Origin of the sequence: Catellatospora tritici, assembly GCF_019083965.1 — a bacterium.
In the GTDB taxonomy this organism is placed as follows: Bacteria; Actinomycetota; Actinomycetes; order Mycobacteriales; family Micromonosporaceae; genus Catellatospora; species Catellatospora tritici.
In genome coordinates, this window is record NZ_JAHRCY010000001.1 from 282,669 (window position 1) to 303,342 (window position 20,674).

The 20,674-nt window shown below is 72.0% G+C and carries 21 protein-coding genes; 7 read left to right on the plus strand and 14 right to left on the minus strand.

The features are described from left to right. Positions 1-171: 171 nt before the first annotated feature. A complete protein-coding gene (locus KUA19_RS01310) occupies positions 172-834 on the plus strand; it encodes an aquaporin (RefSeq protein ID WP_217393991.1) in 663 nt (220 codons plus the stop codon). A 94-nt stretch (positions 835-928) separates the two neighbouring features. On the opposite strand, the gene gatA is transcribed toward KUA19_RS01310, so the two are convergent. The 8 genes from gatA to KUA19_RS01350 form a co-directional block, all read right to left on the minus strand. Next, positions 929-2,404: an Asp-tRNA(Asn)/Glu-tRNA(Gln) amidotransferase subunit GatA gene (gatA, locus tag KUA19_RS01315; protein ID WP_217393993.1), complete on the minus strand. Its 1,476-nt coding sequence runs from the start codon at positions 2,402-2,404 to the stop codon at positions 929-931. 5 nt (positions 2,405-2,409) lie between these two features. After that, entirely contained in the window at positions 2,410-2,709 is a 300-nt protein-coding gene (gene gatC / locus KUA19_RS01320) for an Asp-tRNA(Asn)/Glu-tRNA(Gln) amidotransferase subunit GatC (RefSeq protein ID WP_217393995.1), read from the minus strand. Positions 2,710-2,830: 121 nt separating this feature from the next. Further along, positions 2,831-4,918 carry a putative bifunctional diguanylate cyclase/phosphodiesterase gene (locus KUA19_RS01325; RefSeq protein WP_217393997.1) on the minus strand — a complete coding sequence of 696 codons (2,088 nt, stop codon included), beginning with the start codon at positions 4,916-4,918 and terminating at the stop codon, positions 2,831-2,833. Between the two features lie 192 nt (positions 4,919-5,110). Then, entirely contained in the window at positions 5,111-6,052 is a 942-nt protein-coding gene (locus KUA19_RS01330; protein ID WP_217393999.1) for a GNAT family N-acetyltransferase, read from the minus strand. Then, positions 6,049-7,104, minus strand: a complete 1,056-nt coding sequence (locus tag KUA19_RS01335; RefSeq protein WP_217394001.1) for a hypothetical protein — start codon at positions 7,102-7,104, stop codon at positions 6,049-6,051. Before KUA19_RS01335 ends, KUA19_RS01330 begins: the two co-directional genes overlap by 4 nt. Before the next feature lie 24 nt (positions 7,105-7,128). Next, positions 7,129-9,234 carry an NAD-dependent DNA ligase LigA gene (gene ligA, locus KUA19_RS01340; RefSeq protein WP_372451741.1) on the minus strand — a complete coding sequence of 702 codons (2,106 nt, stop codon included), beginning with the start codon at positions 9,232-9,234 and terminating at the stop codon, positions 7,129-7,131. A gap of 47 nt (positions 9,235-9,281) precedes the next feature. After that, entirely contained in the window at positions 9,282-10,277 is a 996-nt protein-coding gene (locus tag KUA19_RS01345) for an ADP-ribosylglycohydrolase family protein (protein ID WP_308167265.1), read from the minus strand. Positions 10,278-10,373: 96 nt separating this feature from the next. Next, a complete protein-coding gene (locus tag KUA19_RS01350) occupies positions 10,374-11,072 on the minus strand; it encodes an SDR family oxidoreductase (RefSeq protein WP_217394005.1) in 699 nt (232 codons plus the stop codon). A gap of 116 nt (positions 11,073-11,188) precedes the next feature. Between KUA19_RS01350 and KUA19_RS01355 the strand changes: the two genes are divergently transcribed. Together KUA19_RS01355 and KUA19_RS01360 are read left to right on the plus strand one after the other, a co-directional pair. Beyond that, entirely contained in the window at positions 11,189-11,857 is a 669-nt protein-coding gene (locus tag KUA19_RS01355) for a winged helix-turn-helix transcriptional regulator (RefSeq protein WP_217394007.1), read from the plus strand. A gap of 11 nt (positions 11,858-11,868) precedes the next feature. Then, on the plus strand, positions 11,869-12,417 hold the full coding sequence (locus KUA19_RS01360; protein WP_217394009.1) for a hypothetical protein: 549 nt from the start codon (positions 11,869-11,871) through the stop codon (positions 12,415-12,417). Positions 12,418-12,447: 30 nt separating this feature from the next. Here KUA19_RS01360 and KUA19_RS01365 read toward each other — a convergent pair whose 3' ends face one another. The 5 genes from KUA19_RS01365 to KUA19_RS01385 all read right to left on the minus strand — a co-directional run bounded on the left by KUA19_RS01365 (position 12,448) and on the right by KUA19_RS01385 (position 17,868). Continuing rightward, a complete protein-coding gene (locus KUA19_RS01365; RefSeq protein WP_217394010.1) occupies positions 12,448-13,467 on the minus strand; it encodes a methionine synthase in 1,020 nt (339 codons plus the stop codon). Continuing rightward, positions 13,464-14,543, minus strand: coding sequence for a tRNA 2-thiouridine(34) synthase MnmA (mnmA, locus tag KUA19_RS01370; RefSeq protein ID WP_217394011.1), 1,080 nt, complete (start codon positions 14,541-14,543; stop codon positions 13,464-13,466). Before mnmA ends, KUA19_RS01365 begins: the two co-directional genes overlap by 4 nt. Before the next feature lie 260 nt (positions 14,544-14,803). Further along, the gene (locus tag KUA19_RS01375) at positions 14,804-15,976 is read right to left on the minus strand and encodes a cysteine desulfurase family protein (RefSeq protein ID WP_217394012.1); all 1,173 of its coding nucleotides are present in this window, start codon (positions 15,974-15,976) and stop codon (positions 14,804-14,806) included. A gap of 125 nt (positions 15,977-16,101) precedes the next feature. After that, positions 16,102-17,058: an electron transfer flavoprotein subunit alpha/FixB family protein gene (locus tag KUA19_RS01380; protein ID WP_217394013.1), complete on the minus strand. Its 957-nt coding sequence runs from the start codon at positions 17,056-17,058 to the stop codon at positions 16,102-16,104. Between the two features lie 30 nt (positions 17,059-17,088). Then, complete coding sequence (locus KUA19_RS01385; RefSeq protein WP_217394014.1) at positions 17,089-17,868, minus strand: electron transfer flavoprotein subunit beta/FixA family protein; 780 nt, start codon at positions 17,866-17,868, stop codon at positions 17,089-17,091. Between the two features lie 239 nt (positions 17,869-18,107). Between KUA19_RS01385 and KUA19_RS01390 the strand changes: the two genes are divergently transcribed. Further along, on the plus strand, positions 18,108-18,299 hold the full coding sequence (locus KUA19_RS01390; protein WP_217394016.1) for a hypothetical protein: 192 nt from the start codon (positions 18,108-18,110) through the stop codon (positions 18,297-18,299). 153 nt (positions 18,300-18,452) lie between these two features. Here the strand turns inward: KUA19_RS01390 and KUA19_RS01395 are convergent, their stop codons facing one another. After that, a complete protein-coding gene (locus KUA19_RS01395; protein WP_217394018.1) occupies positions 18,453-19,304 on the minus strand; it encodes a GNAT family N-acetyltransferase in 852 nt (283 codons plus the stop codon). Between the two features lie 19 nt (positions 19,305-19,323). Here KUA19_RS01395 and KUA19_RS01400 point away from each other — a divergent pair, with 19 nt between their 5' ends. Genes KUA19_RS01400 through KUA19_RS01410 form a run of 3 tightly spaced genes read left to right on the plus strand, consistent with a single transcriptional unit; the run spans position 19,324 to position 20,560 of the window. Then, positions 19,324-19,719 carry a YidH family protein gene (locus tag KUA19_RS01400; protein ID WP_217394020.1) on the plus strand — a complete coding sequence of 132 codons (396 nt, stop codon included), beginning with the start codon at positions 19,324-19,326 and terminating at the stop codon, positions 19,717-19,719. 49 nt (positions 19,720-19,768) lie between these two features. Then, entirely contained in the window at positions 19,769-20,143 is a 375-nt protein-coding gene (locus tag KUA19_RS01405) for a DUF202 domain-containing protein (protein ID WP_217394022.1), read from the plus strand. An 18-nt stretch (positions 20,144-20,161) separates the two neighbouring features. Beyond that, the gene (locus tag KUA19_RS01410; protein ID WP_217394024.1) at positions 20,162-20,560 is read left to right on the plus strand and encodes a PLD nuclease N-terminal domain-containing protein; all 399 of its coding nucleotides are present in this window, start codon (positions 20,162-20,164) and stop codon (positions 20,558-20,560) included. The last annotated feature ends 114 nt before the right edge of the window (positions 20,561-20,674 follow it).

Here is a 20,674-nt window from a genome sequence, read left to right on the forward strand (position 1 = left end):
TGATCTATCGAGGGGGTACTCATTCATTCGACGTATGTGCGCTGATCAACGTGCGCGCATCCTGTGCTCACCCCCGTGAACACGGCGGGCCCCGGCCGGTCCACCCCTACCCGACCTGCCGATCCGGCCCACCGCGTTCTCCCCCTCATCGATGCACAGGGAGGTGCACTGATGGGTTCGGTAACACCGTCCCGTCTGACCGCGGAGCTGCTCGGCACTGCGGTTCTGGTGTTCTTCGGCGTAGGCGCCCTGGTCACCGGCGGATCATTACTGGCTGCGGCGATCGGGCTGATGCTCGCCGCGGCCGCCGCCGCCTGGATCTTCGGCGGCCACTTCAACCCCTGGCTGACGCTGGCCTCGGCCGTACGCGGCAGCATGGACTGGCTCGGCGCGGTCGCCGTGATCGTGGCGCAGCTCGTCGGCGGCGTCGTCGGCGGCCTGCTCATGTGGCTGGCGTACGGCGACAACGGCGTGCAGGCCGGGCTGGGCGCCAACCGGCTGGCCGAGGCGGCGAGCTCCGGCAAGGGCCTGGTCGCCGCGATCGCGGCCGAGGCGCTGGCCGTGTTCGTTCTCGCCTGCGCGATGTTCGCCCTCGGCGACGGCGAGCGGGCCGGGTTCGGCCTGGGCGCCGTCTACGCGGTGGGCACGCTGGCCATCGCCGCGGTGACCAGCGCGTCACTCAACCTGGCCCGCACCATCGGCCCGGAACTGACGCTCACCATCGCCGGCGGCAAGTCCGACTGGTCGGACCTGTGGGTCTTCGCGGTCTCCGGAGCCATCGGCGCCGTGCTGGCCGGGCTGCTCTACCCACGGCTGCGCCCCGCGGCCAAGTAGCACGTCGCCCGCGATAGCCGCGGCAGGTCAGGCACGAAGAAGGCGCCCCCCACACTGCCCCAGCGGTGTGGAGGGCGCCTCGATCATTCTGCCCTCAGAGGGCGGGCGGCGTGAAGGTCCCCACCACCGACTCCACCGCGGCGGCGATCCGGTACATCCGGTCGTCGGCCATCGTCGGGGCCATGACCTGCAGTCCGACCGGCAAACCCTCGGACAGGCCGATCGGCACGGAGATCGCGGGTCCCCCGTACAGGTTCGTCGGAATGGTGTACAGGTCCGCCAGGTACATCTGGTACGGGTCCGACGTACGCGAACCCAGCTCGAACGCGGTGAACGGGGTGGTCGCCGACACCAGCACGTCCACCTGCTCGAAGGCGGCGGTGAAGTCGCGCGAGATCAGCGTGCGCACCTTCTGCGCCTGCCCGTAGTAGGCGTCGTAGTAGCCGCTGGACAGCGCGTACGTGCCGATGATGATGCGGCGCTTGACCTCGTCGCCGAAGCCCGCCTCGCGGGTCAGCGACATGACCTCCTCCAGCGACCGGTTGCCGTCGTCGCCGACGCGCAGGCCGAAGCGCACGCTGTCGAAGCGGGCCAGGTTGGACGAGCACTCGCTCGGCGCGATCAGGTAGTAGGCGGGCAGCGCGTACTCGAAGTGGGGGCACGAGACTTCGACGATCTCAGCCCCCAGTTTGGTCAAGGTCTCCACCGCGTCACGGAAGTTCGCGGTCACACCCGGCTCGACCCCCTCGGTGCCGAACTCCTTGACCACGCCGATCTTCACGCCGGTCAGGTCGCCGGAGGCGCCCAGCTTCGCGGCGGCCACCACGTTCGGGACCGGCTGCGGGATCGAGGTGGAGTCGCGCGGGTCATACCCGGCGATGACCTCGTGCAGCAGCGCCGCGTCGAGCACGGTGCGGGCGCACGGGCCGGGGGTGTCCAGCGAGGACGAGAAGGCGACCAGGCCGTAGCGGGAGGTGCCGCCATAGGTCGGCTTGGCGCCGACGGTGCCGGTGACCGCACCGGGCTGGCGGATCGAGCCGCCGGTGTCGGTGCCGATGGCCAGCGGCGCCTCGTACGCGGCGAGCGCGGCGGCGGAGCCGCCGCCGGAACCGCCGGGGATGCGGCGCAGGTCCCACGGGTTGAAGGTGGGGCCGTAGGCCGAGTACTCCGTCGACGAGCCCATGGCGAACTCGTCCATGTTCGTCTTGCCCAGCATGACCATGCCCGCCTCGCGGATCCGGGTCATGATCGTCGCGTCGTACGGCGGTCGCCAGCCCTCGAGGATCTTCGAGGCGCAGGTGGTCGGCACGTCCTTGGTCGCGATGACATCCTTGATCGCGATCGGGACACCGGCCAGCGGGCCCAGCTTCTCCCCCGCGGCGCGGCGGCTGTCGACGGCCCGCGCGGCGGCCAGGGCGCCCTCGGTGTCCACGTGCAGGAACGCGTGCACGCGCCCGTCGACCTCGCCGATGCGGTCCAGGTGGGCGCGGGTGACCTCCTCGGCGGAGACCTCCCCGGCGGCCAGCTTCTCGCCCAGCGCCACCGCGGACAGCTTGATCAGGTCACTCATCGGGGTCACTCCTCATCCGCGAGGATCTGGGGGACACGGAAGCGGTCCTCGGCCGAGTCCGGCGCGCCGGACAGAGCCTCGGCCCGGGTCAGGCCGGGCACGATCACGTCCTCGCGCAGCACGTTCTCCAGCGGCACCGAGTGCGAGGTGGGCGGGATGTCATCCGCGGCGACCTCGCCGACCCGCGCCACCGACTGCAGAATCACGTCGAGCTGGCCCGCGAAGCGGTCGAGCTCCTGATCGGTGACGGCGAGCCGCGACAGGCGCGCGAGGTGCGCGACCTCCTCGCGGGAGATGGCGGCCATGACTGCCCCCTAGACGTAACGTGGACTCGGTCGGAGCGCACGATGACACAGCCCGCACGCCCGTAGCGAGTCTATTTGTCGGGCTCGGGGCGGCCGCAGGCGCCCTGTGCCCAGGGTCGCGCTACACCTGGGACCAGGTACGGGTGGCCGGGGGCGCCGGGAGGCGGGCCGGGGCGGGCATGGTGGTGCGGGCCAGCCAGTCGGCCAGTTCATCCGGGGGCAGCGGGCGGGCGAAGAACCAGCCCTGACCGACCTCGCAGCCCGCGGCGTGCAGCAGCCGCCAGGCCCGGTCGTCCTCGACCCCCTCGGCGACCACCCGCAGCCCGAGCGCCCCGGCCAGCTCGATGATCGACCGAACGATCACCAGGTCGTCCCCGTCGTCGGCCATGGCCAGCACGAACGACCGGTCGATCTTCACCTCGGACAGCGGCAGCCGCCGCAGGTGCTGCAGCGACGAGTAGCCGGTGCCGAAGTCATCCAGCGCGATGCCCACGCCGAGCAACTGCAGCCGGGTCAGGGTGGCCAGCACCCGGTGCGGGTCGGCCATCAGCGCGCTCTCGGTGATCTCCAACTGCAGCTGCTCCGGCTGCACGTCGTACCGGCCGAGCAGGTCTTCGATCTGGTCCACGATGGCGCCGGTGTGCAGGTCGCGCACGCTGACGTTGACCGCCATCCGCAGGTGCAGGCCCGAGGCCGACCACTTGGCCAGCTGGATCACGGCCTCCTCGACCACCCACCGGGTGAGCAGCCGCATCACCGAGCTGGGCTCGGCCACGCGGATCAGCTCGTCGGGGCTGACCGGCCCGCGCGTCGGGTGCTGCCAGCGCAGCAGCGCCTCGACGCCGATCACGTCGCCGGTCGAGATCTCCACCTGGGGCTGGTAGAACAGCCGCAGGCCGCCCCGGTCGGGCTTGCCGAGCATGGTGCGCAGGTCGCCGAGCAGGCTGAGCCGCTGCGGGGTGTTGTGGTCGGTGTCGGGGCTGTATACGGCGGTGCCGTCGCCGCCGTTCTTGGCCGCGTACATGGCGACCTCGGCGTGGCGCATCAGGGTGGCGAAGTTGGTGCCGTGGTCGGGGTACAGCGCGATGCCGATCGAGCCGCCGACGTCCAGCGGCAGGCCGTCGAGCACCACCGGCGCCGACAGCGCCTGCTCGACCCGCTCGGCCAGCTCGCGGGCCTCGTCGGCGCCGGTGAGCCGCTTGGCGACCAGCGCGAACTCGTCGCCGCCCAGCCGGGCGACCAGGTCGCCGTCGCGGGCCGCCTCGGCGAGCCGGTCACCGACGGCGATGAGCAGCCGGTCGCCGACCTCGTGCCCGAGCGCGTCGTTGACGTGCTTGAACCGGTCCACGTCGAGCAGCAGCAGGCCGAACCGGCTGCGCGGGTCGCCCTGCACCGAACGCTGGGCGTGCCCGGCCACGGCCGCGGAGACCTCGGCCATCAGCGCCTTGCGGTTGGCCAGGCCGGTGAGGGTGTCCAGGTTGGCCAGATGCCGCTGCTCGGCCGTGATGATCGACAGGCGGCGTACCGCGAGCAGCGGGAGGATCAGGGCGAGCACGAGTTCCGGGTGCAGCCGGGCCAGAAAGGCGATCACCGGGCCGAGCATGAGCAGCGCGCCCGTGCTCAGCGCCTCGTTGCCCAGCGGGCCCATGATGATCGGCAGCAGCGCGCCGCCGTCGCGCAGCCACAGCGCCACCGCGGTGGTCAGGTATTTGGCGGTGAACCACGCGATCGCGGCGCCGACCGCCGCGGACAGGCCGACGTCACCGGTGACCCCGCCGAGCAGGCGCAGCACGCCGTACGCCACGCCGAAGGCCAGGGCGTACTGCCCGAGGTTGAACACGGCCCGCCACAGCGCGTGGCGCAGCCGCAGCGAGGCGACCGCGACGGCGAGGCTCTGCACCAGCACCGCCGCGGCCAGCCCGTAGTCGATCATGATGGCGAAGGTGAAGCAGATCGACGGGTAGATCGCCGAGGTGTTCCACCGCCCCGGCAGCGTGACCGGCAGTGCGTCACCCGCCAACGCCAGCGCCGCCATCAGCCAGAAGCCGAACGTCGCGTGCCGCAGCACGTCTGGCACGGTGGCCAGGTCCCGCAGCGCGAAGGCCGCGGCGGCGACGGTGACGGCCAGCACGTACAGGCCGAAGGTCCGCCGCCGCTCCGCCGGGATGCGGTTGCGGTGCGTCTGCTGCGCAAGGGGCGTGGCCGCCATGGACACCTTCCCGACGGGATCTGCGCCGAACCACCGCACCGTCGGCGCGGCGGGTCACTTCACTCTAAGCCCGAAAACGCCCTGAACCACGCTCCGCGTTCGCGTGTGACGAAGATGTGATTGTTTGACCCATTCGGGATTCACGCAGCGTGGATACGCTACAACCTTGCGTATATGTAAAGACGTGGTTGCCTACTGCAGCACCACCCGGATGGCGGTGTTGCGGTAACCCGCCCGCACGAACGCCGCCGCCATCGGCCGGTTGCCCAGGTCGGTGTCGGCGCCGACGGCGTCCGCGCCGTGCTCCACCAGCAGCGCCGTGGTCTCGGCGAGGAGATCGTCGACATACCCCTTGCCACGCTGCTCCGGCAGGACCGCGATGTACCCGACCACAGCCCGGGTGTGGTTGCGCGCGGGCACGATCAGCCCCACCGGCTCGCCGTGCGGCGTCCGCGCCACCCGCCACCACTCGCGCGGCGACGGGAACTCGACCAGGTCCGCCACCATGATCCGGGCAGCCTCGGCCGCACCGTGCCGGGCCACGTCCCGGCGGGTGTACCCGTCCAGCGAGCCGTCGATGACCGCCAGGCAGATACCGGTCGCCTCGGTGTCGTCCACCGGCTCGAAGACCAGCCGGTCCGAACGCCTCGGGGCCGGGTCGCCGTCCGCGCTCCAGGTGTAGTTGAACCGCTCGATGAACGGCTCGTACCCGGCCAGCGCCGCCGCCTCCAGCCGATCGTGCGCCGCCCCCGCCACCACCGGGTCCTCGCGCCAGTTCGGGGGCAGGAACAGGTGATACTCGGGGCGACCGCCGTCGGGCGCGGACAGCTCGGCCAGCGCCGCGCGCAGCATCCGAGCCCCGATCTCGACCCGGTCCGGCTCGTGGCCCGGCTCCAGCCAGTCCAGGCTGTACGGGTGCGTCTCCTCGGGCACGCCCCAGAACGCGCACCGGGCCACCACCGCACCGTCGCGCAGCGCCACCCACGTCCACTCCGGACGGTACTGGTTGGCCTCCGCCAGCTCCGCGTACGACCGGCGGGACTCCATGCCCACGCCGGGCACGGGCGCGTGCGGATAGGACAGGAAAAGGTCCGTCTCACCGGCGCGCAGCGGACGAATCTCCAGGTCGCTCATGTGTTCTCCCCGTGGTCGGAGGTTCCGGACAGCCCCGAGCGCAGGGCCGTCCACTGGTCCAGAGGCGCGGCGTCGGGCGCCAGCATGGCGGCGAGCCTGGTCAGCACGCGGGTCAGTCGGGCGTCGGCCCGCTGCGCCGGCGTGCGGTCGCGCCAGTTCGCGGGCAGGGCGGCCGCCCGCGCGGGCGTCAGCGGCAGCGCGTCCAGGCAGCCGCGGGCGGCGTCGGCCACCACTGCCGGGTCGAGCACCTGCTCATCGAAGTGCTGGTCGACGATGTCAGCGGTCAACCGGGCCCGCCGGCACGCGGCGTCCGGCGGTGCGAACACGCCGCGCTCATCAGCGCGGTCCAGCAGCCAGGAGGTCAGGTCGGCGGCGGCTGCGGCCGGCAGTGCGCCCGAGCGCCAGGCGGACTCGGCACCCCACAGCCGCAGGTCCCACCAGTCCGGGCCGTCCTCGGCGCGCCGGTTCAGCCAGCAGCGGCGGCCCGCGTCGTTGGCGACGGCCAGCGCCTTGGTCGACCGGCGCAGCGCCCGCCACGCCTCTTCGGGCATCGGGCCGGGCCCGGCACCGGCCAGGCGGTGCCCCGGAACGTAGATCTTGGCAATGGTGCCGACCGGCACCGACAGCACATGCTCCTGCGGCTCGCGCATCACCGAGAGGCTGACACCGGTAACGGGCGCCACGATCTCGTCGTAGCCGTCGTCGTAGGTCCGCTCGACCGCCACCAGGTCGACGTCGAGGTTTCGCGCCGCGGCCGCGATCGCGGCGTACGCCGGCGGGGCCGTGTCCGGCGGGAGGTCGAGTCGGTGCGCTTGCACCATGAACCCGGTCCCCCGCCACGGCGCCCGCTGGGACGCGCGCTGCCAGTACGCCTCCACCAGCCCGTAGTCGCGCAGCAGCTGGTGGTCGTCCTCGTTCTCGCCCGGATCGTCGCCGAACCGCGCCGCCAGCGCAGCCGCGACCTGGTCGAACTCGTCGTCGGCGGCGACTCCGGCGATGCAGCCGGTGCCCAGGATGTCGACGTACCAGTCGATCGGGGGTGAAAGGGTCATCGCGGATGACCCTAGATCATCCGTCTAGGCGTTTTCGCGCGAGGCCTCCGCATAGGCGCGAGCCGCTTCGGGTCCCTGGGTGAGCAGCACCTCGAAGCCGGCCTCATCCAGGGTCGGCACGCCCAGTGCCAGCGCCTTGTCCAGCTTGGTCCCGGCGTCCTCGCCGACGACGACGAAGCTGGTCTTCTTCGACACCGACCCGGCGACCTTGGCCCCGACCGCCACCAGCGCGTCCGACGCGGTGTCGCGGGTGTAGTTCGCCAGGGTGCCGGTGACCACGACGCTCATGCCGTCCAGCGGCTTGGGCCCGGTGTCGGCGACCGGCTCCTGCTCCATGCGCACCTGCGCGGCGGCCCACTTGGCGACCAGCTCGGCGTGCCAAGGCTCGGCGAACCACTCGCGCACCGCCTCGGCAATGGTGCCGCCGACGTCCTCGACCACCGACATCTGCTCCAGCGAGGCCGCGGCGATCGCCTCGACCGAGTTGAAGTGGTCGGCCAGCGCCCGCGCGGCGGTCGGGCCGACGTGCCGGATGGACAGCGAGGTCAGCACCCGCCACAGCTGCTGGCTCTTGGCCTTCTCGAGGTTGGCCAGCAGCTTGATCGCGTTCGCCGACAGGGTGCCGTCCTTCTTCAGGAAGAACGGCGCGGCCGCGAGCTGCTTCTCGTCCAGGCTGAACAGGCCGCCCTCGTCACTGATCACACCACCCTCGACCAGGGCGATCGCGGCCTTCTCGCCCATGCCCTCGATGTCGAAGCCGTCCCGGCCGCCGAGGTAGGTGATCCGCTCCACCAGCTGGGCCTTGCAGTAGCGGGTGTTCGGGCAGCGCAGGTCGACGTCGGCCTCCTTGCTCGGGGCCAGCTTCGTGCCGCAGGACGGGCAGGCCTCGGGCATGGTCCACACCGTCTGCGTGCCGTCGCGCAGCGCCTCGACCGGGCCCAGCACCTCGGGGATCACGTCACCGGCGCGGCGGATGACCACCGTGTCGCCGATGAGCACGCCCTTGCGCACCACCTCCTGCTGGTTGTGCAGGGTGGCGCTGGCCACGGTGACGCCGCCGACGTAGACCGGCTCCAGCACCGCGTATGGCGTGACGCGGCCGGTGCGGCCCACGTTCACCTCGATCGCCAGGAGCTTGGTGTTGACCTCCTCCGGCGGGTACTTGTACGCGATCGCCCAGCGCGGCGCGCGGCTGGTGGCGCCCAGCTTGTGCTGCACGGCGGTGTCGTCGATCTTGACGACCACGCCGTCGATGTCGTGCTCCAGATCGTGCCGGTGCTCGGCGTAGTACGCGACGAACTCCCGCACCCCGTCCAGCGAGTCGACCACCTTCCAGCGCTCGCTGGTCGGCAGGCCCCACGCCTTGAGCTGCTCGTATGCCTCCGACTGGTGGCCGGGCTCGAAGCCGGTGCGCGCGCCGATGCCGTGCACGATCAGCTTGAGCGCCCGGCGGCCGGTGACCGACGGGTCCTTCTGCCGCAGCGAGCCCGAGGCGGCGTTGCGCGGGTTGACGTAGGTCCGGTCGCCGGCTTCGAGCTGCGCCTCGTTGAGCGCCTTGAACGCCTCGGCCGGGAAGTAGATCTCGCCCCGGACCTCGACCAGGTCCGGCGGGTTGTCCCCGGCGAGCTGGTGCGGGATGCCCTTGATCCGGCGCACGTTGGGCGTCACGTCCTCGCCGGTGCGCCCGTCGCCGCGGGTCGCGCCCCGGGTCAGCCGACCCTTCTCGTACGTGAGGTTGACCGCCAGCCCGTCGATCTTCAACTCGCACAGGTAGCGCACCGGCACCCCGGCGTCGCGCTCGGCCCGGGTCGCCCAGGCCGCGAGCTGCTCGTCGTTGAACGCGTTGTCGAGGCTCAGCATCCGCTCGGCGTGGTCGACGCTGGGAAAGCCCAGCCACTGACCGGCCCCGACCCGCTGCGTCGGTGAGTCCTGCGAAACCAGCTCCGGGAGCTCCGCCTCCAGCGCCTCCAGCTCGTGCATGAGCTTGTCGTAGGCCGCGTCGGACAGCGTCGGCGCGTCGTCGACGTAGTAGCGGTGCTGCGCGTCGTTGATCTGCGCCACGAGCTCGGCGTAGCGCGTCTTCACCTGGTCGGTCACCTCACTGGTCACCCGTGCACGGTAACCGCCCACCCCGACAGGATCACCGGTAGGCCCGCCCACCGGCCCGGACGCGGCGCTCAGTCCCAGGCGGTGCCGAGCAGGTCGAGCTGATCGGCGTACTCGATGCGGTCGGCCCAGGTCGCGGGCCAGATCGCCATTCCCCCGGCCGCGCCGAGGAAGGCACCGGTCAGGCAGGCGATCGAGTCGGAGTCGCCGTTGGTGGCCGCGGCCCGGCCCAGCGCCGCCACCGGGTCGTCCGGGTGGCGCAGCGCCGCGAACAGCCCCGTGACCAGTGCCTCCTCGGCCACCCAGCCCTCGCCGGTCAGCGCGCTCACGTCACCGCCGTCGTCGCGCCGCCCCGCCTGCCGGATCAGCACGTCCACCGCTGTCGCGCACTCGTCCCAACCGCGTGCGACGAAATCCTCCGGCGTGGTCGCGCCGGGCCGCTCCCACAGGTCACCCAGCCACTCCCACCGGTAGACGGTGCGCTGGTCGGCGCAGTGATCGCGCAGCGCCTCCGGCAGGTCGGCCAGCGGCGTGCCGTCCCGCAGCAGACGCACCGCCAGGGCGGTCAGCTCGGAAGCGGCCAGGGCGGTCGGATGCCCGTGGGTCATCGCGGCCTGCAGCTGCGCGACTCCGCCGAGCGTGTCGAGGTCGTACGACGCGATCAGGCCGACCGGGGTCACCCGCATGTTCGCGCCGCAGCCCTTCGACCCGGCGACGGTCGCCCGCTGCCACGGCCCGCCCTCGGACAGGTTCGCGCAGGCGGTCAGGCAGGTCATACCCGGGGCGCGGTTGTTCTCCGGGCTCTCCGCCCAGGCCAGGAAACGCTCCCGCAGCAGCGGCTCCAGCTCCTCCGGGGCTGGTTCGGCCGCGTCGTGCAGGGCCCAGGCGACCGCCAGTGCCATCTGGGTGTCGTCTGTGACCAGGGCGGGATGGGGCAGCTGGCGCGGGCCGCCGGGACCGTGGTCGCGCACGATCTGGGCGTACGTGCGGAACTCGGTGGGCTTGCCCAGCGCGTCCCCGTACGCCAATCCGAACAATGACCCGCTCGCCGCCCGCACGTGTCCCACGCGGGCATCCTTCCACCCATCCGCAACTCACGCCTCCCCTATCGGGGACCGCCCCGCTCTGGTGCGCGAGCGAGGCGGTCGTCGGGGCGCGCCGGTTCAGCCCCGGCTGCCGTAGAGGTCGCGCAGGTCGCCGGAGAGAGCGGCCTTGACGTTGCGGCTGGTGTCGTCGCCGAGCACCTCCGGCTCGCCCGCCTCCACGGCGTCGAGCACCTGGGCGGCCAGCTTGTCCGGGGAGGTCTTCGGGCCGTCGATGTGCGCGGCCATCTCGGTGTCGAGGTAACCGACGTGGACCCCGACCACGTGCGTACCCTGCCCGGCCAGCTCCTGGCGCTGCGCGTTGGTGGCCGCCCAGGCGGCTGCCTTGGCCGCGGAGTAGCCGCCGGTCGACGGCAGCGCCAGCCAGGACAGCACGGACAGCACGTTGACCACCGCACCGCCGCCGTTGGCGGCCAGGACGGGCGCGAAGGCGCGGGTCACGCGTACCGGACCGAAGAAGTTGGTCTCCAGCTCCCGCCGCAGGTCGTTCTCGTCGCCCAGAACGCTGGCCCCGGTGGCGATGCCCGCGTTGTTGACGACCAGGTCGACGTCGGCGGCGGCACGGGCGGCCGCGGCGACCGACGCGGGCTCGGTGATGTCGAGCTCCAGCGGGGTGACCCGCGGGTCGGTGATGGTGCTGACGTCGCGGGCTGTCGCGTACACCTTCGTGGCGCCGCGGGCCAGCAGTTCCTCGACGAACGCCTTGCCGAGCCCGCGGTTGGCTCCGGTGACGAGTGCGGTCGCGCCTTCGATCCTCATGTCTGCCTCCTGGGTGTGTTCCCTACGCCCCGGAGCAACGCTATACGAAACGTATACCTTCCGCCGTGAGATACGAGTCATATAGCGGCAGCTACCCGAAAGGTATGCTGGCTGCCATGGCGAAGCGTCTCTACGGGCAGCTCTGCCCGGTCGCGCGCTCGCTCGACGTGCTCGGCGAGCGGTGGACTCTCCTCATCGTGCGCGAGCTGCTGCTCGGTCCGCGGCGATTCAAGGAACTGCTGTCGGTGCTGCCCGCGATGGGCACCAACCGGCTGTCGGAGCGGCTGCAGTCGCTGGAGCAGGCCGGAGTGGTCGTCCGGCGGCCGGTGGCGGGCGCGGCCGAACTGCGGGCGTACGAGCTGACGCCCGTCGGCGAGGCCCTGCGCCCGATCCTGATGCAGCTCGCCACCTGGGGCAGCACTCTGCCGATCGACGCCGACACCGACCTCGACTCCGCCCGCGCCGACCTGATCGCCCTCTACCTGGCCGAGACCCGCCCTGCCGAGCCGGTCGGCGAGCCCGGCACCTGGCAGTTCCACGTCGGTGAGCAGACGTTCCACCTCCATGCCGAGGGCACCGAGGTACGGGTGCGTTCCGGCCCCGCCGTGGCGGGCGCCGACGTCGTCGAGACGGACCTCGGCACGTTCCAGGCGCTGGTCACCGGCGAACTCGCCCCGGCTCGGGCGCTGGAACAGCAGCTGGTTCGCGGCGACGGCGACCCGGCCGCACTGGAGCGCGTGTTCGCGCTGCTGCGTCGGTCCGCCGAGGTGAACCGCACGTCCTAGCCGCGGCCAGTGTGTCGGCACGGATTGCGTCCGCTTCGTACGCTGGCGGGCCGACAAGCGGAGGTTCGGCCATGGGGAATGTCGGCATGAAGCGATACCGGACAGCGCCAGCCGGCGCGATCGCCCTGATCATGCTGGGCCTGCTCGCAGGCTGCACTCCGCTCAGGGAAAGATCAGTAATGGGTCTGACCAAGCGCGACGGAACCGTCGTCATCGCGCTGAACAGGTGTGGATATCTGACCGTCAGCACGATCGCCATCGAGACCGGCGACGGCGACGCCTGGCGAATCGACCGCGGTGAGGCGCACGCGGTCAACGACGTCATCGCCTTCGAGGTGCCTGACGGCTGGCAGAACACCGATGACGACTTCACCGCCCTGGGGGCGGGGGTGGACTATCGCCTCACGGGCCGGGCCGCGGGAGACCCGGCATCCGCCATCGTCTTCACCAGCACGTCGCTGGACCGGCTCGGCCCGGACGAGGTACTGGTTGCCGGTCAGCGCGGAAAGCCGAAGGTCGTGAACCTCACCGCGTTCCAGTCCGCCCAGTGCGTGCTCTGACCCGCGTGCCCGGACACGGCAGCCGACCCGCTACTGCTCGGTGAGCCTGCGGGCCGCCTCGTGGCACGCCTTCAGCACCGCCTGGGCGTACGCCGGGGTCGCTCCCGCCAGGCCGCAGGCCGGGGTGACCACGACGCTGGAGGCGAGCTGCTCCTCGGCGAAGCCCAGGTCGCGCCACAGCCGCCGCAGCCGCTCGGCCAGCGCGGCCGCGTCGGGGCGACGCCCGTTCGCCGGGACGGTGGTGCGGGCGACGCCCGCGAACAGGCCCAGCCCGGCGTCGATCGCCTCGCCGAGCGAGTCCAGTCGCGCTCTGTCGGTGCCGAGCAGGTCCAGGTCGATGGCGAGCGCGGCGGCACCGGCCTCGCGCAGCAGGTCCAGCGGCGCGTCCGGGGCGCAGCAGTGCACGACTACGGGCGCGCCTACCGCGGCGACCACCGAGGCGATCGTCTCGCGGATCACCGGGCGCGGCACAGACCGGTACGTGTGCAGCGTGCTCGCGGTGCGCACCCGCCCGGCCAGCACGGCGGGCAGCGACGGCTCGTCCAGCTGGAGCAGCACCGTGGCCCCCGGCACGCGTCGCCGTACATCCGCGACGTGCGCCTTCAGCCCCTCGGCCAACGACTCCGCGAGGTCGCGGGCCGCGCCGTGGTCGGAGACCATCGCCTCACCGAGCGGCAGCTCGATCGAGGAGGCCAGCGTCCACGGCCCGGCCGCCTGGATCTTGAGCGTGCCCGTGTAGCCGTCGGCCTGCTCGGTAAGCTGGTCGAGGTCGCGCTCCAGGAAGTCGTACGCCTGGCGCATCTCCCGCCCGGCGCTGGCGGCGACCCGCCACCGCCCGGTGTACAGCTCGATCGGCAGGTCCACCAGGAACGTCGCGCCGCGCCCGATCATGTCGGCACCGGGCCCGCGCGCGGGCAGTTCCGGCAGGTACGGCAGGTCGGGCAGCTCACCGAGGGTGAACTTGACCGCCTCGGCGACGTCCGTGCCCGGCAGCGATCCGATCCCGGTCGCCGACCCGGCGGGCCACAAGGGCCGGTCGCCCTCGCTCATGACGCTCCGGTGATGGTCGCGCTGCCCAGCACGATGTCCCCGGCCGGGTCCGGCCGGTAGGCCACGACGGCCTGACCGGCCGCGATGCCTCGCTCGGGCCGCCGCAGCCGTGCGCTCAGCGCGCCGCCGTCGACCTCCACCACCGCCGGGGCGGGGCGCCCGTGCGCGCGCAACTGCACCTCGCACTCGATCGGTCCGACCGGGACCGGGCCTGCTGTCCAGACTGTGCGAACACCGTCCACCTGCGACACCTCCAGTGACTCTGCGGGGCCGACGGTGACCGTGTTGCTGACCGGGGTGATCGACAGCACGTAGCGCGGCTTGCCGTCGGCGGCAGGCCGCCCCAGGGCGAGGCCCTTGCGCTGCCCGACGGTGTACGCGTACGCACCGTCGTGGCGCCCGAGCACCTCGCCGGTGGTCGAGTCGACGATGTCGCCGGGCTCACTGCCCAGGTGCTTACGCAGGAAGCCCTGGGTGTCGCCGTCGGCGATGAAGCAGATGTCGTGCGAGTCGGGCTTGTCGGCCACGGCCAGCCCGCGCGCGTGCGCCTCGGCCCGGACCTGCTCCTTGGTGGAGTCGCCCAGCGGGAAGATCGAGTGGTCGAGCTGCTCGCGGTTGAGCACCGCCAGCACGTACGACTGGTCCTTGGCGAGGTCGACGCTGCGGCGCAGCAGCCCGTCGGCGCCCAGTCGGGCGTGGTGCCCGGTGACCACCGCGTCGAAGCCGAGCGCCAGCGCCCGGTCCAGCACCGCCGCGAACTTGATCTTCTCGTTGCAGCGCAGACACGGATTGGGGGTACGGCCCGCCGCGTACTCGGCGACGAAGTCCTCGACCACGTCCTCGTGGAACCGCTCGGCCATGTCCCATACGTAGAACGGGATGCCGATCACGTCGGCGGCACGGCGCGCGTCGCGGGAGTCCTCCAGCGTGCAGCAGCCACGCGCCCCGGTGCGATGGGCTGCGGCGTTCTTGGACAGCGCCAGGTGCACCCCGGTCACGTCATACCCGGCCGCCACCGCTCGGGCAGCAGCCACCGCCGAATCCACGCCACCCGACATAGCCGCCAATACCCGCACGCCGAACAGCCTACCCGCCCACCCGAACCCCATTTCGGTTGATCATGAACCTATGGCACGGCTCGACGGCGTGTCGCCGCCACAGCCTCCTGTTGACCTTGCCCACAACCGCGCGCCCCGGCCATTGGCCGGGGCAAGTAGCTCGCCGTGGCCGACCCGTGCCGATCAGGACATGTGCACGCTACCGATCAGGAACCTGTGCACAAGACACACCGACGAGCCGTGCCATAAGTTCATGATCGACCCGGAGAAGAAGGGGGTCAGCGGGGGGAGGGGGCGGCGCGGCGGGCGCGGTCGACGGCGGCGGGGAGGGCGGTGACGAGCTGGTCGATGTCGGCGCGGGAGCTGGTGTGGCCGAGGGTGAAGCGCAGGGACGAGCGGGCCGACAGCGGGTCGGCGCCCATCGCGAGCAGCACGTGGGACGGCTGGGCCACCCCGGCCGAGCAGGCCGAACCGGTGGAGACCGCGATGTCCTGGGCGTCGAGCAGCAGCAGCAAGGCGTCGCCTTCGCAGCCGGGGAAGCCGAAGTGGGCGTTGCCGGGCAGCCGGGCCGGGGCATCGGGGTCGTCGGGGCGCGGGCCGTTGAGGACCGCGTCGGGCACGACGGACAGCACCCGCTCGACCAGTTCGTCCCGCAGTGCCGACAGCCGGTGGGCCTCCTGCTCCTGGTGTTTGACCGCGTGCTCGACGGCGACCGCGAACGACACGATCGCGGGCACGTCCAGGGTGCCGGAGCGGACGTCGCGCTCCTGGCCGCCGCCGTGCATCAGCGGCGTGCACGGGACGTCGCGGCCGAGCAGCAGCGCACCCACGCCCTGTGGTCCGCCCAGCTTGTGGCCGGTGACGGTGAGCGAGGCGGCGCCGCTGGCGGCGAAGTCGACGGGCACGTGCCCGACGGCCTGGATGGCGTCGGTGTGCAGCGGCACCGCGTACGCGGCGGCGAGCCCGGCCAGCTCCGCGACCGGCTGCACGGTGCCGACCTCGTTGTTGGCCCACATCACGGTGACCAGCGCGACCGTGCCGTCCAGCGCCTCGGCGACGGCCTCGGACCGAACCCGGCCGGTGGCATCGACGGGCAGCCAGGTGACGTCGGCGCCCTCGTGGTCGGCCAGCCACTGCACGGTGTCGAGCACGGCGTGGTGCTCGACCGCGCTGGCCAGCACCCGGTTGCGGCCGCCGTCGCGGCGGGCCCAGTACATCCCTTTGACCGCGAGGTTGTCGCTCTCGGTGCCGCCACTGGTGAAGATCACTTCGGATGGCCGGGCACTGAGGACGGCGGCGATGCGCTCGCGCGACTCCTCCACCCGGCGGCGGGCATGGCGACCCGGGCCGTGCAACGACGACGCGTTGCCGACCTCGCGCGCCGTGGCGACGTAGGCGTCCAGCGCCTCGGGCAGCATCGGCGTGGTGGCTGCATGATCAAGGTAGGCCATCTCGTCGCCAAGCCTAGCCGTACCGACCGTCCCGCGTACTCCTGGAGTGTGCTCCGTCGCGGGGGTGAAACGAGCGCGGGCCCGGTCGCCGAGATGCGGCGGCCGGGCCCGAAGCCGGATCACGTTCAGCGACGCTTGCGGATCTCCTCGGAGGCCTGCGGCACGACCGCGTTGAGGTCGCCCACGACCCCGAAGTCGGCCAGCTCGAAGATCGGCGCCTCGGTGTCCTTGTTTACCGCGACGATCGTCTTCGAGGTCTGCATACCGGCCCGGTGCTGGATGGCACCGGAGATGCCGACCGCGATGTAGAGCTGCGGCGACACCGTCTTGCCGGTCTGCCCGACCTGGAACGCGTGCGGGTAGAAGCCGGAGTCGGTGGCGGCGCGCGAGGCACCGACCGCCGCGCCGAGCAGGTCGGCCAGCTCCTCAATGATCTTGAAGTTCTCCGCCGAGGCGACACCGCGCCCGCCGGAGACCACGATCGACGCCTCGGTCAGCTCCGGGCGGGCGCCCTTGGCCTCGGCGACCCGCTTGACCACGGTGGCCAGCGTGTCGCTCTTGGACAGCGAGACCTCGACCGCCTCGACCGCGGGGGATGCGGCCGCCGGGGTCGGCGTCAGCGAGTTCGGGCGTACGGTGACCAGCGGCAGACCCCGTGTCACCTTCGACTTCACGATGGTCGACCCGGCGAAGACCACCTGGGTCGCGGTGCCGTCGGCGGCGAGCTCCACCACGTCGGTGAGCAGGCCGTTGTCGAGCTTGACCGCGAGCCGACCGGCGATCTCCTTGCCCTCCTGGGTGGAGCCGATCAGCACGGCCGCCGGGGAGACCCGCTGCACCAGCTGCGCCAGCGCGGTGGCCTTCGGGGCCACCAGGTGCCCGTCGATCTCCTCGCTCTCGGCGGCGTAGATCTTCGTCGCGCCGTACTCGCCGAGCTTGTCGGCCAGCGCGGCGGCCGTGCCGGGCGCACCCAGCACCACCGCGGCGGGCTCGCCCAGCGAGCGCGCCAGGGTCAGCATCTCCAGCGTGACCTTCTTGACCGCCCCAGCGGCGGACTCGACGACTACCAGAACCTCAGCCATGTCCGTCTGCTCTCTCTTCCTCTAGGCCGATCAGACGAACTTCTCGGACGACAGGTAATCCACCAGCGCGACGCCGCCCTCACCACTGTCGGTGACCTTGACACCCGCGCTGCGGGCCGGGCGCTTGCTGTGCGACAGCACGGTGGTGGCCGCACCGGACCAGCCCACCTGGTCGGCGGAGACGCCGAGGTCGGCCAGCGACTTGGTGTCGACGGGCTTCTTCTTGGCCGCCATGATCCCCTTGAACGAGGGGTAGCGCGGCTCGTTGATGGTGTCCCACACGCTGACCACGGCGGGCGTGGCGGCGGTGACCACCTCGTAGCCCTCCTCGGTCTGGCGCTCGACGGTCAGCTGCGAGCCATCGACGGTGAGCTTGCGCGCGCCGGTCAGCGCCGCGAAGCCCAGCCGCTCGGCGAGCATGTGCGCCATGACCTGGCCGCGCGCGTCGGTCGCCTCCGCGCCGCAGATCACCAGGTCGGGCGAGAGGGTGCCGATGGCGGCGGCCAGCACGCGGCTGGTGGCCAGGTAGTCACTGCCCGGCAGGGCGTCGTCGAGCACGTGTACGGCACCGTCGGGGCCCATGGACAGCGCCTTGCGGATGGACTCGGTGGCCCGCTCCGGACCCATGGTCAGCACGGTCACCTCGCCGCCGTGCGCCTCCTGCAGCCGCAGCGCCTCCTCGATGGCGTACTCGTCCATCTCGTTGATGACGTTGTTGGCCGAGGCGCGGTCGACGCTGTTGTCGTCCGCGCGCAGGTTGCGCTCGGCGCCGGAGTCCGGCACCTGCTTCACAAGTACGACGATCTTCATCGCGCTCTGACGACCCTCCTGAGTTGAACGGACGTTCATGCCCTCGCCGCAGCCTGTCCCCTCCAGAGCCGACGGTCAAGCTCGACCGGCTGTGACTTTTTGCGGGCCAGGCAAGGTTACCAGTGAGTAAGTTAGTGATTTCCACCCCGTGGACCCAGCAAACGCTCACCTATAGTGACCGACTTCACCCTGTCATACCGACAATCCCGTACAGTCGGGGTGAGCAGGAGGTGTCAGACATGGCATTGCAAACCACACCTCTGTCGGGCAACGCACCCGTTGACGCGTGCGACGCCGCCCCGACCGCCGTCGCGGAGCACCACCGCCGTCCGGCTCCCGACGACCACCTCTGCACCTGCGGCCAGCTGCGCGACGACTGCGTACGCGACACCATCCGCACCCTCTGGAACCTCCCCACCCACACCCGCTGACCACGCCCGCACGGCGTCGAGCGCACGCACCCGCGGCCCGCCGCACGCGCGTGTCGAGGGGCGCGTGCGTGTCGAGGGGCAGTTTCGGGGAAAGTGCACGAATCCGGGCCAAGATTCGCGCAGTTTCCCCGAAACTGCAGTCACCACCTGCCGCTACGCGGCGGGCGCGGCGGGCCCGACCGGTGCGGCGGGTGCGGCGGCGTCCGTCGGTGGGGACCAGACGTAGGGCGTCGTGGTGGTGATGGAGATCAGGCCGAGCCGGTTGAGGATGGGGCGGCTGTCCGGCGACGCGTCCACCTGCAGGTACGAGTACCCGCGCTCGATCGCCCGGATCGCCCGGTACGCCACCAGCGCCTTGTAGATGCCGCGCCCGCGCCACTGCGCCAGCGTCGACCCGCCCCACAGTCCGGCGAAGTCGGTGCCGGGCACGTACCGGATCCAGCCCGCGCTGACGACCTCGCCACCCGCCTCGGCCACCACGACGGTCACCGAGTCCGGATCGGCGGCGATCTCCTTCTCCAGGCCCTCGGCCAGCCACAGGCGGCCCTCGTTCCAGACCGCCTCCTCCATCGCCGCGATGCGGTCGAGGTCGGCGCGGGAGTTGACTTCACGCAGGGTGACGCCCTCGGGCAGCACCGGCGGCTGGGCCAGCGGCGCGGCGAGGCCGATCACCACGGTCTCCGGCTCCTCGGGCTCGAATCCTGCCGCCACGAGCCGTTCGGACAGGTCGGCGGGCAGGTCATGGCCGTGCAGCTTCCATTCGACCCGCTCGCCGCGGGCGGCGAAGTAGTCGCGCTGCCGGGCGATGAGCGCGTCGAGTTCGGCGCTGTCGAGACCGGATACGTCGCGGTAGGTGACGAAGCCGCCGTGGTCGAACCCGACCATGCGGGTCACCGGACCGTCGTGTTCGACGGTCACTCCGGCGGGCAGGATGGGGGGCACGTGGGCGCGCAGTTGTGCGTCATACGCCACGAGCAGGGCGTCTGGGTCAAGATGCTCAGTCATCGCCCGCGATACTAAGAAGGTGCTGGCTAGGGTACGCAACTGGTTTGATCCGCGGGAAGTACGCGAAGTGGGGACAACCCCCGACTATCGCTTCTCCCTCGCCAACGAGCGAACCTTCCTGGCCTGGATCCGCACCGGGCTGGCCCTGATCGGCGGCGGCCTGGCCGTGGCCCAGTTCCTGCCCCCGCTGGCCGTCCCGCACATGACCAAGGTGCTGGGCGTCGTGATGATCGTCGTCGGCGCCGGCTGCGCGCTGCGCGCGATCGACCACTGGATCCGCTGCGAGATCGCCATGCGCACCGGACGGCCGCTGCCGCCGTCCCGCTTCCCGGCCATCCTGGCGGTGCTCGTCGCCCTCGGCTCACTGGCGCTGCTGGCCGAGGTGCTGATCGACGTCGTCTTCAAACGCGGATGAGCGGGTTCGCGCCGCCGCGCGCACGCGCCGTACGACGCCGGGCCGCCGCGTGAGCGCCGGGCCGAGCGACCCCGGCGCCCAGCCGGGCGGCTCCGAGTCCCAGCCGGGCGACTCCGAGTCCCAGCCGGGCGACCCCGGAGCCCAGGCCGAGCGGACCCGCCTGGCCTGGCGACGGACCGCGCTGGCGGCAACGGTGTGCGCGCTGCTGCTGGTGCGGCTGAGCGTGGCCCGGGGGCTGGACGCCGCCGGGGCGGTGGGCCTGTCGCTGACCGCGCTGGTCTGGCTGGCGCTGCTGTGGGTGACGCAGCGGCGCATCCGGGCGATGGGAGTGCCGGACCCGGCCGGGGTCGGTCGGGCGCTCACCGCGGTCGCGCTGTCGTGTCTCGGATTGGGTCTGCTCGGGGTACTGCTCATCCTCGCGTGAGGCTCTAATCTCTACGCCGTGACGCGTATTTGGCTCTTCCTATTCCTTGCCGAGATCGCGCTGACGGTGGCGGCACTGATCAGCTGCCTGTCCGCCGAGGAGGGCCAGATCAGGGCCCTGTCGCGCGGCATCTGGGTCGTCATCATCCTGCTGTTCTCACCGATCGGCGCGATCGCCTGGTTCGTCGCCGGGCGCGAGCCGCAGCCGCGCCCCGGCACCTGGCGCCAGGGCAGCGGCTTCCCGGAGTACGAGCGGCCGCGTCAGGTCGCCCCCGACGACGACCCGGAGTTCCTGCGCCGCCTGGCCAAGGAGCAGAAGCAGACCGCCGACGCCGACCGCGAGCTGCTCAGCAAGTGGGAGCTGGACCTGCGCCGCCGCGAGGACGAGCTCCGCAAGCGCGAGAACCCCGACGGCTGAGCTTATGGCGCCCGCCTTCGCGGGCGCGGCGATCGGCCCTGCTGCTGGCGCCCGCCTCCGCGGGCGCGGCGATCGGCTCTACTGTTTGCGCCCGCCTCCGCGGGCGCGGCGATC

Bases quoted from the DNA above. Each gene is read 5' to 3' on its own strand.
- KUA19_RS01355 (WP_217394007.1), top strand. From the start codon at position 11,189: ATGGCGAAGCGTCTCTACGGGCAGCTCTGCCCGGTCGCGCGCTCGCTC.
- KUA19_RS01330 (WP_217393999.1), bottom strand. From the start codon at position 6,052: ATGAGCGACCTGGAGATTCGTCCGCTGCGCGCCGGTGAGACGGACCTT.
- gatC (WP_217393995.1), bottom strand. From the start codon at position 2,709: ATGGCCGCCATCTCCCGCGAGGAGGTCGCGCACCTCGCGCGCCTGTCG.
- KUA19_RS01365 (WP_217394010.1), bottom strand. From the start codon at position 13,467: ATGAGCGAGGGCGACCGGCCCTTGTGGCCCGCCGGGTCGGCGACCGGG.
- KUA19_RS01375 (WP_217394012.1), bottom strand. From the start codon at position 15,976: ATGGCCTACCTTGATCATGCAGCCACCACGCCGATGCTGCCCGAGGCG.
- KUA19_RS01380 (WP_217394013.1), bottom strand. From the start codon at position 17,058: ATGGCTGAGGTTCTGGTAGTCGTCGAGTCCGCCGCTGGGGCGGTCAAG.
- KUA19_RS01395 (WP_217394018.1), bottom strand. From the start codon at position 19,304: ATGACTGAGCATCTTGACCCAGACGCCCTGCTCGTGGCGTATGACGCA.
- KUA19_RS01385 (WP_217394014.1), bottom strand. From the start codon at position 17,868: ATGAAGATCGTCGTACTTGTGAAGCAGGTGCCGGACTCCGGCGCCGAG.
- KUA19_RS01325 (WP_217393997.1), bottom strand. From the start codon at position 4,918: ATGGCGGCCACGCCCCTTGCGCAGCAGACGCACCGCAACCGCATCCCG.
- KUA19_RS01310 (WP_217393991.1), top strand. From the start codon at position 172: ATGGGTTCGGTAACACCGTCCCGTCTGACCGCGGAGCTGCTCGGCACT.
- KUA19_RS01350 (WP_217394005.1), bottom strand. From the start codon at position 11,072: ATGAGGATCGAAGGCGCGACCGCACTCGTCACCGGAGCCAACCGCGGG.
- KUA19_RS01390 (WP_217394016.1), top strand. From the start codon at position 18,108: ATGGCATTGCAAACCACACCTCTGTCGGGCAACGCACCCGTTGACGCG.
- KUA19_RS01335 (WP_217394001.1), bottom strand. From the start codon at position 7,104: ATGACCCTTTCACCCCCGATCGACTGGTACGTCGACATCCTGGGCACC.
- gatA (WP_217393993.1), bottom strand. From the start codon at position 2,404: ATGAGTGACCTGATCAAGCTGTCCGCGGTGGCGCTGGGCGAGAAGCTG.